This is a genomic window from Micromonospora lupini str. Lupac 08, from assembly GCF_000297395.2.
Taxonomy (GTDB): domain Bacteria; phylum Actinomycetota; class Actinomycetes; order Mycobacteriales; family Micromonosporaceae; genus Micromonospora; species Micromonospora lupini.
Window position 1 is genome coordinate 1 of record NZ_HF570108.1, and the last position, 16169, is coordinate 16169.

Annotated in this window: 15 protein-coding genes and 2 tRNA genes; 10 read left to right on the forward strand and 7 right to left on the reverse strand. The window is 70.6% G+C overall.

What is annotated here, in order from left to right:
* The first annotated feature begins 107 nt into the window (after positions 1-107).
* From gyrA to MILUP08_RS01200, 5 genes are all read left to right on the forward strand, one after another.
* A complete protein-coding gene (gene gyrA, locus MILUP08_RS01185; protein ID WP_007454019.1) occupies positions 108-2630 on the forward strand; it encodes a DNA gyrase subunit A in 2523 nt (840 codons plus the stop codon).
* A 4-nt stretch (positions 2631-2634) separates the two neighbouring features.
* Entirely contained in the window at positions 2635-3537 is a 903-nt protein-coding gene (locus MILUP08_RS01190; protein ID WP_007454022.1) for a DUF3566 domain-containing protein, read from the forward strand.
* 152 nt (positions 3538-3689) lie between these two features.
* A tRNA-Ile gene (locus tag MILUP08_RS01195) sits at positions 3690-3763 on the forward strand.
* A gap of 42 nt (positions 3764-3805) precedes the next feature.
* On the forward strand, positions 3806-3934 hold the full coding sequence (locus MILUP08_RS36470; protein WP_007453934.1) for a DLW-39 family protein: 129 nt from the start codon (positions 3806-3808) through the stop codon (positions 3932-3934).
* A 42-nt stretch (positions 3935-3976) separates the two neighbouring features.
* Positions 3977-4049, forward strand: a tRNA-Ala gene (locus tag MILUP08_RS01200).
* 58 nt (positions 4050-4107) lie between these two features.
* Here the strand turns inward: MILUP08_RS01200 and MILUP08_RS01205 are convergent.
* Positions 4108-4830: a tyrosine-type recombinase/integrase gene (locus MILUP08_RS01205; protein WP_007453935.1), complete on the reverse strand. Its 723-nt coding sequence runs from the start codon at positions 4828-4830 to the stop codon at positions 4108-4110.
* Positions 4831-4956: 126 nt separating this feature from the next.
* The gene (locus tag MILUP08_RS37050; protein WP_007453937.1) at positions 4957-5289 is read right to left on the reverse strand and encodes a helix-turn-helix domain-containing protein; all 333 of its coding nucleotides are present in this window, start codon (positions 5287-5289) and stop codon (positions 4957-4959) included.
* Between MILUP08_RS37050 and MILUP08_RS01210 the strand changes: the two genes are divergently transcribed.
* Positions 5204-5806, forward strand: coding sequence for a hypothetical protein (locus tag MILUP08_RS01210; RefSeq protein WP_039905043.1), 603 nt, complete (start codon positions 5204-5206; stop codon positions 5804-5806). The genes MILUP08_RS37050 and MILUP08_RS01210 overlap by 86 nt on opposite strands.
* Before the next feature lie 555 nt (positions 5807-6361).
* On the opposite strand, the gene MILUP08_RS01215 is transcribed toward MILUP08_RS01210, so the two are convergent.
* From MILUP08_RS01215 to MILUP08_RS01225, 3 genes are all read right to left on the reverse strand, one after another.
* Positions 6362-6601 carry a hypothetical protein gene (locus MILUP08_RS01215; protein WP_007454024.1) on the reverse strand — a complete coding sequence of 80 codons (240 nt, stop codon included), beginning with the start codon at positions 6599-6601 and terminating at the stop codon, positions 6362-6364.
* 35 nt (positions 6602-6636) lie between these two features.
* A complete protein-coding gene (locus MILUP08_RS01220) occupies positions 6637-6843 on the reverse strand; it encodes a hypothetical protein (RefSeq protein WP_144056850.1) in 207 nt (68 codons plus the stop codon).
* Between the two features lie 358 nt (positions 6844-7201).
* Complete coding sequence (locus MILUP08_RS01225) at positions 7202-7711, reverse strand: hypothetical protein (protein ID WP_007453942.1); 510 nt, start codon at positions 7709-7711, stop codon at positions 7202-7204.
* Between the two features lie 173 nt (positions 7712-7884).
* Between MILUP08_RS01225 and MILUP08_RS01230 the strand changes: the two genes are divergently transcribed.
* Positions 7885-8202: a hypothetical protein gene (locus tag MILUP08_RS01230; protein WP_007454028.1), complete on the forward strand. Its 318-nt coding sequence runs from the start codon at positions 7885-7887 to the stop codon at positions 8200-8202.
* A 41-nt stretch (positions 8203-8243) separates the two neighbouring features.
* Positions 8244-8663 (forward strand): CBS domain-containing protein, encoded by a 420-nt coding sequence (locus MILUP08_RS01235; RefSeq protein WP_007453944.1) that lies wholly within the window; start codon positions 8244-8246, stop codon positions 8661-8663.
* A gap of 216 nt (positions 8664-8879) precedes the next feature.
* Here MILUP08_RS01235 and MILUP08_RS01240 read toward each other — a convergent pair whose 3' ends face one another.
* Positions 8880-9698: an MBL fold metallo-hydrolase gene (locus MILUP08_RS01240; protein WP_007454030.1), complete on the reverse strand. Its 819-nt coding sequence runs from the start codon at positions 9696-9698 to the stop codon at positions 8880-8882.
* 47 nt (positions 9699-9745) lie between these two features.
* Complete coding sequence (locus MILUP08_RS01245) at positions 9746-14239, reverse strand: cation-translocating P-type ATPase (RefSeq protein WP_007454032.1); 4494 nt, start codon at positions 14237-14239, stop codon at positions 9746-9748.
* A 266-nt stretch (positions 14240-14505) separates the two neighbouring features.
* Here MILUP08_RS01245 and MILUP08_RS01250 point away from each other — a divergent pair, with 266 nt between their 5' ends.
* Positions 14506-14718, forward strand: coding sequence for a hypothetical protein (locus tag MILUP08_RS01250; protein WP_337588137.1), 213 nt, complete (start codon positions 14506-14508; stop codon positions 14716-14718).
* Between the two features lie 58 nt (positions 14719-14776).
* The gene (locus tag MILUP08_RS01255; protein ID WP_007454038.1) at positions 14777-16165 is read left to right on the forward strand and encodes an MFS transporter; all 1389 of its coding nucleotides are present in this window, start codon (positions 14777-14779) and stop codon (positions 16163-16165) included.
* Positions 16166-16169 lie beyond the last annotated feature (4 nt).

Consider the following 16169-nt stretch of genomic DNA (forward strand, 5'->3'; position numbering starts at 1 on the left):
CAGCACCCGACCGGCCCGCCGGTCCACAGAGTTATCCACAGCTTGGTCGGTATCCACAGCCGTTATCCACAGCACGAAAACGACTCTGAGTCTGATAAGGGTATACAGTGACCGATTCCCCCGAGTCCACACCGAACGAGCCCGAGGTTCCCGCCGAGGCACTCGCCGCCGTGGTCGCGCACGACCGGATCGAGCCGGTCGGGCTCGAGGTGGAGATGCAGCGCTCCTACCTCGACTACGCGATGAGCGTGATCGTCGGGCGCGCGCTGCCGGACGTCCGGGACGGGCTCAAGCCGGTCCACCGCAAGATCCTCTACGCCATGTTCGACTCCGGCTACCGGCCGGACCGCGGCTACGTGAAGTGCTCCCGGGTCGTCGGCGACGTGATGGGTCAGTTCCACCCGCACGGCGACTCGGCCATCTACGACGCGCTGGTCCGGATGGCGCAGCCCTGGTCGCTGCGCTACCCGCTCGTCGACGGCAACGGCAACTTCGGCTCGCCGGGTAACGATCCGGCCGCCGCGATGCGGTACACCGAGTGCAAGCTCGACCCGCTCGCCATGGAGATGCTGCGGGACATCGACGAGGACACCGTCGACCTGCAGGACAACTACGACGGCCGGGCCAAGGAGCCCACGATCCTGCCGTCGCGGATCCCCAACCTGCTGGTGAACGGCTCCGAGGGCATCGCGGTCGGCATGGCCACCAAGATCCCGCCGCACAACCTGCGGGAGATCGGCGCGGCGGTGCAGTGGTGCCTGGAGCACCCGGAGGAGGACGAGGAGACCACCCTCGAAGCCCTGCTCGGCATCGTCAAGGGTCCGGACTTCCCGACCCACGGCCTGATCGTTGGCACCACCGCCATCCAGGACGCGTACCGCACCGGCCGTGGCTCGATCCGGATGCGTGCCGTGGTGGAGGTCGAGGAGGACAAGCGGGGCCGCCCCTGCCTGGTCGTCAGCGAGCTGCCCTACCAGGTCAACCCGGACAACCTCGCCGAGCGGATCGCCGAGCTGATCAAGGAGGGCAAGCTCGCCGGGATCGCCGACATCCGCGACGAGTCCTCCGGCCGTACCGGCATGCGGATCGTGCTGGTGCTCAAGCGCGACGCGGTCGCCAAGGTCGTGCTGAACAACCTCTACAAGCACACCCAGCTCCAGGAGACGTTCGGCGCCAACATGCTGGCCCTGGTCGACGGGGTGCCGCGCACGCTCAACCTGGCCCAGTTCATCCGCTACTACGTCGAGCACCAGATCGACGTGATCCGCCGGCGGACCGCCTTCCGACTGCGCAAGGCCGAGGAGCGAGCGCACATCCTGCGCGGCCTGGGCAAGGCGCTGGACGCGCTGGACGAGGTGATCGCGCTGATCCGGCGGTCGCCGACCGTGGACGACGCCCGCCAGGGCCTGATCCGGCTGCTGGAGATCGACGAGATCCAGGCGACCGCGATCCTGGACATGCAGCTTCGCCGGCTCGCCGCGCTGGAGCGGCAGCGGATCGTGGACGACCTGGCCAAGCTCGAGATCGAGATCGCCGACCTCAAGGACATCCTCGCCAAGCCGGAGCGGCAGCGGAAGATCGTCTCGGACGAGCTGGGCGAGATCGTCGCCAAGTGGGGCGACGACCGCCGGACGCAGATCATCCCGTTCGACGGCGAGGTCTCCATGGAGGACCTCATCGCCCGCGAGGACGTGGTCGTCACGATCACCCGCACCGGGTACGCCAAGCGGACCAAGGTCGATCTGTACCGCTCGCAGCGGCGCGGCGGCAAGGGCGTCAGTGGCGCCACGCTGCGGCAGGACGACATCGTCAGCCACTTCTTCGTGTGCTCGACGCACGACTGGATCCTGTTCTTCACGAACAAGGGCCGGGTGTACCGGGCCAAGGCGTACGAGTTGCCGGAGGCCAGTAGGGTAGCCAAGGGCCAACACGTGGCCAATCTGCTCGCCTTCCTACCCGACGAGCAGATCGCGCAGATCATCGAAATCCCGAACTACCAGGTAGCCCCCTATCTGGTACTGGCCACGAAGAACGGCCTGGTGAAGAAGACGCGGCTCGAGGAGTTCGACTCCAACCGTTCCGGCGGAATCATCGCGATCAACCTGCGCGATGAGGACGAGCTGGTCGGTGCTGCGCTGGTGGCGCCGGAGAACGACCTGCTGCTGGTCTCCAAGAAGGCGCAGGCGATCCGGTTCAACGCCTCCGACGAGGCGCTGCGGCCGATGGGTCGTGCCACCTCGGGCGTGATCGGCATGCGCTTCACGGACGACGACGTCCTGCTCGCCATGGAGGTCGTTCGGGACGGTTTGGACGTCCTGGTGGCCACGAACGGGGGATACGCGAAACGTACCCCGATCGAGGAATACCCGGTGCAGGGCCGGGGAGGTAAGGGCGTGCTGACTGCGAAGATCACCGAACGGCGCGGTGGTCTGGTCGGTGCCGTGGTGATCGACCCAGACGACGAGTTGTTCGCGATCACCAGCAACGGTGGTGTCATCCGGACTCCGGTGAAGCCTGTACGCCGTACGCGTGACCGGAACACAATGGGGGTCAAGCTGATGGACCTCCCGGACGGCGTGACTATCGTGGCGATTGCTCGCAATGCCGACGAGCCTGACGAACAGGACTAGTTGAATGACGGAGACACAGGCGAAGTCGGGGAACACGGGGACCTCGGCCAACCCGGTCGACGAGGAGGCCGCCAAGGGCGGCACACCAGCGACCGGCCGCGCGGCCGTGGGCCGGGCCACGGTTCCCGCCGACGCGCCTGCCCCGAAATTCACCCGGGCTCCCGGCATGACACCTCCGCCGGAGCAGCCCGGCGAGGACGGGGGATCGGGCGACGCCAAGGCCGAGACGTCGGCTGTCGAGGCACCGACGTCCGCCGGGGTGGCCCCCACGGCGGCCGCCCCGACCCCGGCTCGACCGACGACCACCCAGCCGATCAACACCCGACCCGGTCAGGCGACATCGACCGGGTCCACCGGCACCCAACCCCGGATCATGCCGGGCATGTCCCAGCCGGACTCGGGGCGTACGGCCGGCGGTCGCCCCGCGAGCGGTGGTGGCCTGCCGCCGGGGATCGGCAACACGTCGGCCGTCGGGGCCGCCCGGGTCGGTGAGGCGGTGCGCGCCGCGCGGAGCTCGGTCAGCTCGGCGGCGTCCCGCGGACCGCGCCGGGCCCGGCTGAACCTCAAGCGGATCGACCCCTGGTCCGTGATGAAGTTCGCGTTCGCCGTCTCGGTGGTGCTGTTCATCGTCGTGGTGGTCGCCACGTCGGTGCTCTACCTGGCGCTGGACGCGATGGGTGTGTTCCAGAGCGTCAACGACAGCCTCAGCGACCTGGTCAACGCCGGCGGTGGGCAGAGCACCAACGGCTTCCAGATCACCGCCAAGGGCGTGATCCTCAGCTCGGCGCTGATCGGCCTGGTCAACGTGGTGCTGTTCACCGCGCTGGCCACGCTGGGAGCGTTCGTCTACAACGTCTGCGCCGACCTCGTCGGCGGGATCGAGCTGACGCTCGCCGAGCGGGACTGAGTGTGACCGGGGCGCCGGGGCACCGCGGAATGCGGTCGCTCCGGCGCCCCGTACTCGGGTAGGTTTTGCAGGCGGCGACGGCCCGGCCCGCAGGTTCGGACCCCGATTTGGGGCCGGCGGAGCGGATGGGTTAATCTTGCTCGTCGCAACGCGGGGCTATAGCTCAGTCGGTTAGAGCGCAGAGCTGATAACTCTGAGGTCGATGGTTCGATTCCATCTAGCCCCACCGCACATCGTCCGGCGCTAGTCGAGCACGAGGGGTCGCCCCATGTTCAAGAAGCTGCTGATCCTGGCCGGCGTCGTCGGCGTCGCTGCCGTCGTCTTCAACAAGGTCAAGGCCGCCAACGACGAGCGTGCCCTGTGGCACGAGGCGACCACCGCGCCCGACCTGCGCTGACGTCCGGCCGGCGGCGCGCGCGTCGCCGCCGCAGCCGCTCACGGGGCCCTAGCTCAACTGGCAGAGCACTGCCTTTGCAAGGCAGGGGTTAGGGGTTCGAGTCCCCTGGGCTCCACAAGCACTTTCCCCGGATGATCTCGGTCCGAGTGCAGCCATCCGTACAGCCAAGCCGGTCACGCCGTCCCCTCCTGGCCGAGAATCCGGTCAATGGCCGAGGCAGCCTGACGAGCCCGCGCCGGCAGAACGTGGCCGTAGGTGTCGGCCGTCATCCGGATCGTGGAGTGCCCGAGCAGCTCCATCACCGTCCGCAGCTCCTCGCCCTGGTCGAGCAGGAACGTGGCGAAGGCGTGCCGCAGGTCGTGCAGGTGCAGCCAGTCCAGCCCGGCCGCTACGCGGAGCTGCTCGAAGCGCCGCTTGACGTTCCGTGGCTCCATCGCAGTGCCGATCGTGCTGGCGAAGACCAGGCCCAGATCCGACCACACCTCACCGGCCGCGAGCCGTTCCTTGGCCTGACGCACCCGCTGTGCCTCCAACGCCCGAACGGCCAGAGCCGACAGCGGCAGCGGACGGGCCGATCGGTGCGTCTTCGGTGGCACGAACACCAACCCGTGATCCGTTCGCTGGAGCGTCTGCCGAACGAACAGCGCCTTCCCCGGCAGGTCGACATCCGACCACCGCAGGCCCAGCAGCTCAGCCCGCCGCAGTCCGGTCGCCAGCGCCAGGATGAACAGCGATTCCAGCCGGTCCCCGGTCAGCGCCGACAGCAGGGATTTGGCTTCCTCGGGGGTCAGAGCGCGCCGCTCGGTTCTGCCGAGGGCCGGAGGCTTGGCTGCCTTGGCGACGTTGCGGGGGACCAAGTCCATCCGCTCAGCGTCGGCCAGGGCGACGCGCAGCACCGCGTGCACCTTGATGATGCTGGCCGGTGAGAGCTTCGATCCAACCGAGGTCGACCACCGCAGCCCACACGCCCGGCCGCTGCTCGTACACCGAGCCCTCGCCATGAGAACGCCGACGCCGGCCCGTCATGCCGCGAACTCCTCATCAGCCGCCAGGAACTCATCCAGCGCAGACAGCGGAATCAGCCGAGCACGACCCGCCTTGATCGAACGCAGTCGACCCGATCGCATCAGGACGTACACGGTGTCCCGACAGACGCCGAGCAGGGCCGCAGCCTCAGCCGGGCGGACGCTCTTCTTCGGCAGTGCGGCGCAGGTCAACCACGGGTGCCGGCATCCGGGGTTGACTAGGTCGTGTACCTTCGCCGCAGTTATGACCAGCGACCGCGACGCAACGCCCAGCGAGGTGGCTACGTCGGCGTGGAAAGGCAACATCGGCTGTCTCGCGGCCGTCGTCATGCTGTGCGCCTTCTGCGCCGGAGCGACGTTTGTGCTCGGCTCGGCGATGGACGTCCGGCAACGCCTCGTTCCGTGGTTTGCCGAGCTAGCTTGCCAGACCTCCGGCTGCGGCCGGCTCTCTATGGCCACGATCGGCTGGAGTGTGCGGGCGACTTCTGTTGGTGTCGTGACCGTGCTCGCGCTCGTGTATCGGCGGCGTCGATGGCTCTTCTATGTTCTCCTGCTTCCAGCTGTTGGGCTGGTTGGTCCAAGCCTGTTGCTCTCGGACGTCACTTACAAGACTGGCCACGAGCCGTGGATTAGAGACCTTGTGGCCGAGGTTCCGAACGGAGACGCCCTAGTGGTCGGGATTCACTGCGGGACGTGGGCTGGATGGTTGGCGCTCTTGACTGTGTTGCTCGCGAGCGCCCGCGTGAAGCGTGGTTCGCCACGCAACGTTTGGGCGTGGCAGCTCGTCCGCCTTGCGGCGCCCCTCATGATGCTGCCTGCCCTGGTGATCGCGGTGGTCCTAGCGTAGTTCCGAGCCGAGAGCGCAGGGCGTTGGCGATGCAAGTTGTCAAGTGTCCGGCTATCTGACCGGACTGCCGAGGTTAGGCCGTCAAGCCCATGGCCTGTCGGAGATCGACAATTCCCAAGCTGACAGTCTGGGAGCCACGCGTGGGAGCCACTGGGGCGGACTGGACCGGACGGGACGGGACCGATCGAGTTGCCGAGCGCTTGAGGAGCAGGACCAGGCGGACGGCATCGGACGGCCTAGACGTGGTCTTGGGAATCTCCGGATCAGAGGGTGGCTGTACAGCCACCCGTACAGCCAAGCCCACTGACGGACACGGTCCGAAATCGACGGCGGGCGACACGGCGAGCAGTTCAGCGGCAGTAACCGACGCCGACCGACAGTGGTCTTGATCTTTGCAAGGCAGGGGTTAGGGGTTCGAGTCCCCTGGGCTCCACAAGCAATTTCCCCGGTTGCTCTCGGTCCGAGTACAGCCACGCCGGTCACGCCGTCCCCTTAGCTCCATCACCGTCCGCAGTTCCTCGCCCTGGTCGAGCATGAACGAGACGAAGGCGTGGCTCAACGCGTCGCGGGGCTGTCGTCGAGCGTGCCAACGCGCAGTTGTACCTGATCGTCCTGCCACTCCTGCCGAGACCCGGGCGGCGGCATCTCCACTCCGGCAGTGCCGGCGGGGGACGAGAACTCCCTGGGCAGCTGATCGATCAGTTGCTCGGCCTTCTGTCGCACCGACGGAGAGTTGTCAGGGTCGTCGAGGCTCAACCCCAGCACGGCTGCACCATCGTCGGTGATCGTGATCATTGCGCATGCGTATTCAGGGCTGCGCAGGTACAGCGTCAGCGCCTCGCGGCCGCTCCAGCGGAGGTCGGCCAAGGCTGAGGCGTCGGCGTCGGTCGGCGTGCCGAGTGATGGTAGGTGCGCGTGAAGGCGGACAGCCGTTCGTCACCGGGGTCGTCGGTGTTGACGTAGTGGTCGATGAACACCTGGAACACCTCGGGGAAGCGTTGCGGCATCCACACGTAGACGTCCCAGCAAAACGACATCTGCTCAGCGTAGGTGGGACCCATGGCGTTGTAGGAGTGTCCTGCGGGAGCCGGCGCTCAGCTGCCGCGGTGACGGCCCGTATGTAGTCCGCAAGAGGTCAGCGGACGGCGGTTGGCTCGGCGGCTCAGACCGGACGGTGCGTGACGGTGATTCTCCTCACGAGTGCGCCTTGTCCGCCCGAGGCGGCCCCGAGGTCGAAGCTTCTCAAACACGCGCGTCCGGCCCGACGAGGCGTCGAGCCGGACGCGTTGAGTGAGCTATGTCGCGAAGCGGGATCGGCGACGGCGTCCGATCAGGTAGCCCGCGCCGCCGAGGACCAGCAGCGCACCGCCGACGCGGTGGCGTGGCGCTCGGGGTTTACCTGGGCTGGGTCGCCGTGGGCTGGGACGCGCAGTCGAGCGCACGCGCCTCGTACAGGTCGTTGTTCAGGTAGGCCAGATAGGCGTCGACGGATGCCTGGTTGAGCGCCTTCTGCGCGGCTGCCCTCACGTTGACACCAGCGTTCGTCAACGTCCGGCCCACCGAGATCTGCAGAGCAATCGACCAGACTTCCTGCACGTCCGTCTTGAGGAATTCGCGGAGGTCAGCCGAGGGGTCGTTCAGCTGCCTCGTTATCTCGTCGGGCAGAACAGGCAGGGCGTCGGTCCTCGCGAAGTGCAGGATCTGGGCGGTCAACACCCGCACCTCCAGATCGGTGGCCGTGTCCAGGTCGATGGTGTAAAGCTCGCGGATGTCCTTGTAGACCTTGCGCTCGATCGTCTGGCAGGCCGCGTCCAGCCCGGGCGATTCGGCTTGCGCCGCCGCCGGTGCCGCCGGAACCAGCATGGCCAGCGCTATCAGAACGCCGGCCGGGATCTTACGTCGCATGTGAATGGTCCTCCCCGTTGCAGATCAGAACAGAGATAGTACTGGTGGTGGCGGTCCGGCGATGTCCCGTCCAATGTGGCCCTTCTGTTGAAGGCGGCCGATAAACCCCCTTTCGGGGTTCACGACGGAGGGACATGATCTTCAGAATGGAATAGGGTCCGACTCCGGTCCGCATGCAGATCTACTGCCGGGTGGAGGTGCTCGTCACCGATCCCGCCGCTGTCACCGCTCACGCGGTGGCCGACCTGCGGGCGGCCGACATCGACTGGTCCACCGAGGAGGACGACCTGGCCACGGCCGTCGAGGAGCTGCGGGCCGATCTCCCCACCTCGTTGGCGGGTGTGGTGGACCTCGGCCGGCTCGCCGACGGCATTCCGGGGGTGGAGTTTCGTGGCGGCCTCTGCTGGGCGGAATCGGAGCCGCCGCGGGATCCGTTCCGCGAGACGAGCCAGCCGCAGGACAGGCGGAATGGCGGGGACCTACCGGGGTAGGAGAAACGGCAACACTCCCCCGGAAGTGAGGTGTCATACCAATGCCTACCGCACGCGAGATCATGACGAACGACGTGACCTGTGTCCGCGAGCAGGACGACCTCAAGTCGGCCGCCAAGCGGATGGCCGAACTGGGGGTCGGGTCACTGCCGATCTGCGGCGACGACAACCGCCTCAAGGGCATGCTTACCGATCGCGACATCGTGGTGAAGGTGCTCGCCGAGGGTCGTGACCCGGCGAACGTCACCGCAGGCGAGCTGGCTCAGGGTGAGGCGGTGACAATCGGCGCGGACGACGACGCGGGCGAGATCCTGCGGACCATGGGCAAGCACAAGGTTCGCCGACTGCCGGTGATCGACGGTCACGAGCTGGTCGGCATCGTGGCCGTGGCCGACGTGGCACGGTCCCTGCCGGAGCGCCCGGTCGGTGACCTCATCGAGGCGATCTCCGAGCACAGCTGACCGTCGCGCCCTCTCGTCGATCGCCGCCCCCGGCTCTCCGGTGGGCGGCGATCACTGCGTCGCCCCGGCTTCGCTCGATCGACGAGATCTGCCGGCGGGTCGGCTGGCGGGTCGGCGACCTGCCCAGGGCGAGGTCGCTCATCGGCCCTATGACTCTCAGGTATGAATATGACTCTGAGGTATATGCGTCACCGCCCCAGCCCCTCGGCCGACCGTTCAGGCGGGCGGCGTGCGGGCGGGCGGCGTGAGGGGCGCGGTCTCGCCACGGGCGATGGTGCGTACCTGCCGGACCCAGCCGCGACGGCGAGCCTCGTCGACGAAGTGCGCCAGCGGGGAGCGGAAGACCGGGTAGTCGTCGTAGTGGATCGGCACCGTCAGCTTCGGGCGGATCAACTCCACCAGGTCGGCGCCCTGCCGGGCGTCCATCGTGAGCAGGATTCCAGCGATCTTCGTGCCGCCGAGGTGGATCAGCATCGCGTCGATGTCCGGGTAGCGCTCGGGGATGTCGGAGAGCAGCGGCCGGTTGAGGGTGTCGCCGGTGACGTACAGCCGGAACTCGCGCCGCCCGGCACGTTCCACGTCGATCATCGTGCCCATCACGTCGGGCAGCAGCCGGTCCAGGGCGCCCGGGCCGTGCTTGCCGGGCATCGAGGTCAGCCGCACGGTCGTACCGTCGCGGTGCAGCTCCCGTGACGACCAGGTCGGCAGGCCCTCGGCGGCGCGGAAGCCCCAGCGGCGCAGCTTGCGTTCGGCGGCGGGCGTGGTGACGATGGGCAGCTCCCGGTCCAGCTCCCGGCGAGCCACCCGGTCGAAGTGGTCGCCGTGCAGATGGGACAGGACCACGGCGTCCAGGTGGGGAAGCTGGGCGATCCCCAGCGCCGGGTCCGTGCGTCGGCGCGACCACAGACCCTTTCCGAGGTACGCCCGCTGACCGCGGTGCAGGAAGTTCGGATCGGTCAGCAGGGTGAACCCGCCGATCCGCAGCACCGTCGTCGCCGTGCCGATGAACGTCACCTGTGGATGCTCGACAGTCATGTGCACCTCCCCCCGGCTCCGGTACCCCGGCGGGCCCCGCTCAAGCGTCAGCCGTCCGTGGGGGTCTGCTCGGTCGCGGGATGGGGCGTCTCCTCCGTCTCGGAAGTGGGCTGTGCGAGGTCGGGGCGGGCCGACGGAAGGTGCTCCACAAGTCTGGTGAGCGCGCCGTTGGCGAAGGTGGCGCCGAGCGCCGATCCGGCGCCGATGGTCCAGCCCACGGGGCCGAGCGGCGTGCAGCCGAAGAACTGGCTCACCCCCGGCGTCTGCACCACCACGACCAGCACCCCGAGCGACGCCGCCGTGGACGCCAGCACGGCCGGGCTGGTGCCGCCGGCCAGGATGGTCTGGCCGAGCTGGGTGCCGACGAGCGAGACGAGGGCGACAGTTCCGGCCCGCCGCTGACGGCCGGTGTACCGGGCCAACGTCCAGCCGACTGTCGCGCCCAGCGTGGTGGACGCCGCGCGGAGCCCGATCTCCCTGGTGAGGGTCTCGCCGAGCGACTGGTCGGGGCCCTCCCGGAGCAGCCCGTCGGTGCGGTCCGAGGCGGGTGGGCGGACGGCGATCGCCAGCGCCGGCGCCAGGTCGGTGAGCAGGTTGACCAGCAGCAGTTGCCGGCCGGTGAGGGCGGAACGGCCGGTCACCGCGGCGGTGAGCACGCTGAACGCGATCTCACCGAGGTTGCCGCCGACGAGGATGCTCAGCGCGTGGCGGACCGACGACCACATCGCGCGACCCTCGACCAGTGTGGCGATGATGGTCTCCAACCTGTCGTCGGTGACCACCAGGTCGGCTGCGGCGCGGGCCGCCGGTGTGCCGCGTTGGCCGAGGGCGATGCCGACGTCTGCCAGCCGGATCGCCGGGGCGTCGTTGGCGCCGTCGCCGGTCATCGCCACGGTCCGCCCGCACTTCTGCAACGCCTGGATGATCCGCACCTTGTGCGCCGGGGTGCAGCGGGCCACCACGTCGGTGTGGGCCAGCCGCTCGGCGAGCGCGTCGTCGTCGAGTTGGTCGAGTTCGGTGGCGGTGACCACCCGCTGCTCGTCGTGCTCGCTGATGGTGGCGGCGATAGCTTCGGCGGTGGCCGGGTGGTCACCGGTGATCATGATGGTGTGGACGCCGGCCTGCCGGATCCGGCGTACCGCCGGGGCGGCGCTCTCCCGGACCCCGTCCGCGAGGGCCAGGAACCCCACGAAGGTCAACCCTCGGACGTCCGAGTCGGTGACCTGCGCGGCGTCCACCTGGCACTCCGCGACGGCCAGGATCCGGTGCCCCGCCCCGGCCCGGTCGGCCAGCAGGCGGTGCAGCTCGGCGCGGCCGGCGTCGTCCAGCGGTTCCTGCCGGCCGTCGGTACGCCGCGTCGCGCAGCGCGGCAACACCGTCTCCGGAGCGCCCTTGACGCTCAGCAGCAGGCGGCCCTCGGTCTCGCCGATGCTCGCGTGGTAGCCGCGGGACGGCTCGAACGGCAGCCCGCCGGCGGCACGCCAACCGGCGGCGCCGGTCTGCTCCACCACGCCGGCCGTGGCGGCGCCCCGCCGTACCGCCCGGTCGGTCTGCAACGCCAGATCCTCCGGCTTGGCCGCGGCGGGGGTGGCCCGCAGCGCCGTGGCGAGGGTCAACCGGAGCCGGTCGTCGAGCCGATCCACCGGGGCGTACCTGTCGCCCACGCCGTCGCCGACCCCGGCGAGCAGCAACTGACCCTCGGTGAGGGTGCCGGTCTTGTCGAAGCAGAGGACGTCCACCCGGCCCAACGCCTCGATCGTGCGCGGGTTGCGGACCAACGCGCCGTGCTCGGCCAGCCGCCGGGCGGCGGCCAGCTGCGCGGCGCTGACGAGGAACGGCAGCCCTTCGGGCACCGACGCCACGGCGAGGTTCGCGGCGGTCGCCGCCGTCTCGGCAAGCGGTACGCCCCGCAGCAGTCCCGCGCCGGCCACGGCTATCGCCGAACCCGCGGCCAACGGAATGGCGGTGCTCGTCAACGAGCCGAGCCGAGCCTCCACCCCGCTGGTCGGGGGTGCCTGCCTGACCAGTGCCAGGCTGCGCCCGGACTCGGTGTCGACGCCGATCGCCACCACCACTGCGGTTCCGTGGCCGGCGGCGACGGTGGTGCCCTCGTACAGCATGGAGTGGCGGTCGGCGATGGCCGCGGCGACGACCGCGCGGTTGCTCTTGGCGACCGGCAGCGACTCGCCGGTAAGCGACGACTCGTCCGCCTCCAGACCGACCGCTTCGAGCACCCGGCAGTCGGCCGGCACCGAGTCTCCCGGTTCGAGGCTGATGACGTCTCCGAGGACGAGGTCCTCGGCCGCGACGACCCGTTCGGCGCCGTCCCGGCGGACCCGCGCGGTCACCGCCGAACGGGACAGCAACTCCGCCAGCGACCGTTCGGTGTTGCGTTCGTGCACCGCCCCGATCAGGGCCGACCCGCCGACGACGCTGCCCACCAACGCGGCGTCGACAAGTGAGCCGAACGACGCGGAGAGCACCGCCCCGGCGGCCAGTACGGGAGTGAGCGGGTTGGACAGCTCGTCCAGGAACGCCCGCAGCAGGCCGCCGCCGGCGGGTGTGTCGCCGCCGCCCGGCCCTTGGCCGTCGTGTCGGCGGTGCGCCTCCGCGCTGGCCAGCCCGTCCGGCGTGGTGCCCAGGCGGTCGAGCACGGTCCGGACCGGCATCAGGTGCCAGGCGGTCGCCACCGGCGCCGGCGTGTCCGACTGGTCGGGCAACCTGCGGGCCTGCCAGACCCCGTTGGCGAAGGCCAGTCCGGCCGCGCCGTTGACCGCGACGAGCGACCGGTGTGGAAGCTGGGTCGGTGGGGCCGTGAACGCGCCGAGCGCCCCGAGCCCGGTGCCCGCCATGGCGAGCCGGATGTTCTGCTGCGTCATCCGCCGGGCCGCCCCGGTCGCCTCGATGACCAGGGACACCACCCGCAGGTCGGTGCCGACGAGCAGGTGCGCTCCCCACGGTGGCAGCTCGTCCGGAGCGGACATCCCCAGCCCGCAGTCGGACGCGCCGAGTGCCGCCCGGTCCCCGGAGACCAGCATCACCACCGCCCCGTCGCGCTGCAACGCGCGTACGGAGTCGGCCAGCTGGTCCCCGCCGGGCAGCATCGCGTCGGCGAAGCCGTACCGCTGCTCGTCGCCGCCGGCCACGATCAGCTTCAGGCCGGCGTGGCGGGCGGCGGCCGGCAGGCCGTCGACGCCCGGCGCAGGCTCGGGTTCGACCCGCAGCAGCGCCGCGAGCCGACCGGCGTGGGTGAGCCCGAGCAACTGGCCGCCGGCCGCGCGCAGCCGGTCGCCGTCCGGCACGTCGCCGGGACCGCCCGTCGGGAGTTGGTCCAGGGGTGCCAGCCGCCAGCCGTCCAGCTCCCGTGAACCGGTCGGGTCGTTCGGGTCGAACAGCGCGAACGCCCGCTCGGCCACCTCGTCGACGTCCGCCTCGGACGCCGGGGCCAGGTCGGCGAGGACGCCCCGCTCCGAGCCGAGCACCGCGGCGTCCAGCACCAGCGTGTCGATTCGGTCCAGCTCCCGCAGCACGCCACGGTCCATCGCGATCACCCCGCGCCGGGCGAGGACGCGGCCGAGCTGTGCCGCGTACCCCTCCCGCCCGCTGCCCGGGGCCTTGGGCAGCGCGGACAGGCCCAGCGCGGCGGCTCGCTTGCGTCCGGCGAACGGTGTCGCCGCCACCGCGGCCGCCGTGCCGGCGGTCAACATCCGGTTGATGTAGCGCTCGACCGGGCCGTCCGGCTTGGGGCGGGGACGCTCGACCGCCGGCCACCGTGCGGTGGCGCGCTCCGGGTCGCCGGTCAGCCGTGGTTCGGCCTTCTCCCACGCGGCCAGTTGGGCCCGTGCCTCGCTCCACTGCACCATGCGTTGGGCGCCGTCGAGGACGATCCCCGTCCAACGGCCGGTCAGACCCTGCACCACCGCCTCGGCAAGCGGAAAGATGACGTCGGCGCGGGGGTCGGAGCGCAGCCGCCGGCCCACGAACGCGTGCAGCTTCGGTTGCAGGTCCGCGGCGGCCAGCAGGCCGGCGACCTCGCCGGGCAGCGGTGCGAACGGCAGGAGCCGGGTGGCCGCCGAGATGGTCAGGCCCAGCGCGTCCGAGGCGAGCGCGCCCAGGGTGCGGGGAGTGCGCGGCCCCTCCTCCGGCGGGTGCGGTGGCGGGATCTCCGGGTCCGGCTCGTGGTCACAGGTCCGCTCGATCCGTTCGATCGCGGCGACGATGTCCCGCAGCCTCGGCTCGGGGGCCTGCACGGCCACGATCACCCGGCCGGACGGCGCGTTCACGCGGGCCCAGGCCACCCCGGGCAGCCGCTCCAGCGCGGCCTCCACCTGTCGGGCCAACCGGTCGCCACCGTCCTGGCAGACGCCGTGCACCTCGATGTGGTGCCGGCCGGGGCGCGACCAGACCCGACGCCGGGTCAGCCCCGCCGTCCGGGCCAGCCGGGTCGCCGCCGACCCGACGGTCCGGGATGCCTCCCCGACCAGGCGCGGCACGCCGATTGACGGCAGGAGGCGGCCGGCGGCGCGACCCGCCGCCGTCATCGAGGCGTACGGCCGGACGGACGCCGACCCGACTCTCCGTTGTCGCTGCTGGTGCCGTCGGTCATCTCGTCCTCCCACCGCCTCACGTCCGGCGGCATGGCTTCCCGACCTCGCGTCCGTTATGCCCCTTGGAGCACCGGAACTTTGCCGGGCCGGCGCGCATGGACGGGGTGGGCGGTGGAAACCGACGACCATCACCGGACACGGGGAGGCCGTAATTGAGCACCTTGACGCGACACCTCAACGGCGCACACGAGAACGTTCGGATGTATCGCCGGCGGTTCGAGCTGCCGATGCTGGGCGAGGTGGCGGTGCCACCACCGGACAAGATCGCCTACTACGCCGGGCTCGGCGTGCTGGCAGCGTTGCAGGTGATCGAATGGCCGCTCGCCCTGGTGATCACCGCCGGGCACGTCCTGGCGGACCAGCACCTGTCGGGACTGGTACGCGGCGTCGGGGAGGCGCTCCAGGAAGCCTGACGAGAGCCGGGTCACCACCTGTTGACATGAATGCGGGTTGAGGTCGCAGGCTCGGTGCATGTCGATCCGAACCGCCACCCCCGTTCCGGCTCCCGCGGGGCTGTTCGTACCCCGGCTGCGGGCGATGACTGTGGGCAGCGTCGCGCTTGTGTCACTGCTGGCGTTCGAGGCCTTGGCGGTCGGCACGGCCATGCCGACCGTCGCCCGCAGCCTGGACGGGTTGGCGCTGTACGGCATCGCGTTCGGTGGCCCGTTCGCCGCCGGTGTGCTGGCCATGGTCGTTTCCGGCATCTGGTGTGACGCACGGGGGCCCCGAGCACCGATGTGGCACGGCGTCGGCTGGTTCGTGGTCGGACTGCTGATCGCCGGGACCGCGCCGGTGATGACCGCGCTGGTGGTCGGACGCGTCGTGCAGGGGTTCGGCTCCGGGTTGCTCTCGGTGGCGCTCTACGTGATCGTCGGGCAGGCGTACCCCGAGGAGCTGCACCGGCGGATCTTCGCCGCGTTCGCGGCGGCGTGGGTCGTACCGTCGCTGGTCGGGCCGGCGCTGGCCGGCCTGGTCGTCGAGTACCTGGGCTGGCGGTGGGTCTTTCTCGTGGTGCCGGCGGTGGCCGTCCCGGCGGTGTTGCTGATCCATCCGGGCCTGCGGTCGCTGGACCGGACCGTGCCGACCCGACCACCGGCCGGCGCGCTGGCCCGCATCGGCTGGGCCTGTGGGGCGGGCGTGAGCGCCGCACTGCTGCACATCGGGGGACAGCAGCGCGGCGCGGCGGCCCCGGCGGTGATCGCGCTCGCCCTGGCCGGCCTGCTGGTCTGCGCGCCGCGACTGCTGCCGCCGGGGTTCCTGCGGGCGGCCCGCGGGCTGCCCACAGTCGTCGGTCTGCGCGGCCTGGCGTCGGCGGCGTTCGTCGGCGCGGAGGTGGTCATCCCGCTGATGCTCTCCCGGGAGCGGGGACTGTCGCCGACCGCCGCCGGCCTCGTTCTCACGGTGGGGGCGTTGGCCTGGTCGGTGGGCTCCTGGATACAGGGCCGTTTTCCGCAGCCCGCCTCCCGGGCCAGCCTGCCCCGCATCGGGCTGTGCTTGATCACGGCCGGCACCGCGACGGTGGCGCTTGCCGTCCGACCCGAGCTGCCGGTGGCCGTGGCCGTGCTGAGCTGGGCGGTGGCGGGGCTCGGCATGGGACTGCTGTACCCGTCGTTGTCGGTGCTCACCCTGGAGCTGTCCGCGCCCGGCGAGGAAGGGCGCAACAGCTCGTCGCTGCAACTGGGCGACTCGCTCTTCGCGGCGACCGTGCTGGCGCTCACCGGTGCCGTCCTGGCCGCCGGGAGCGCGCCCGGCCCCGCCAGTTACGTGGTGACCCTTGTGGTGGCGGCCGGTCTGGCACTTGTCGGCGCCCTGCTGGCCGGCCGGGTCGTGGTGGACGGGACCACACGGCCGGGCGGGTGATCCG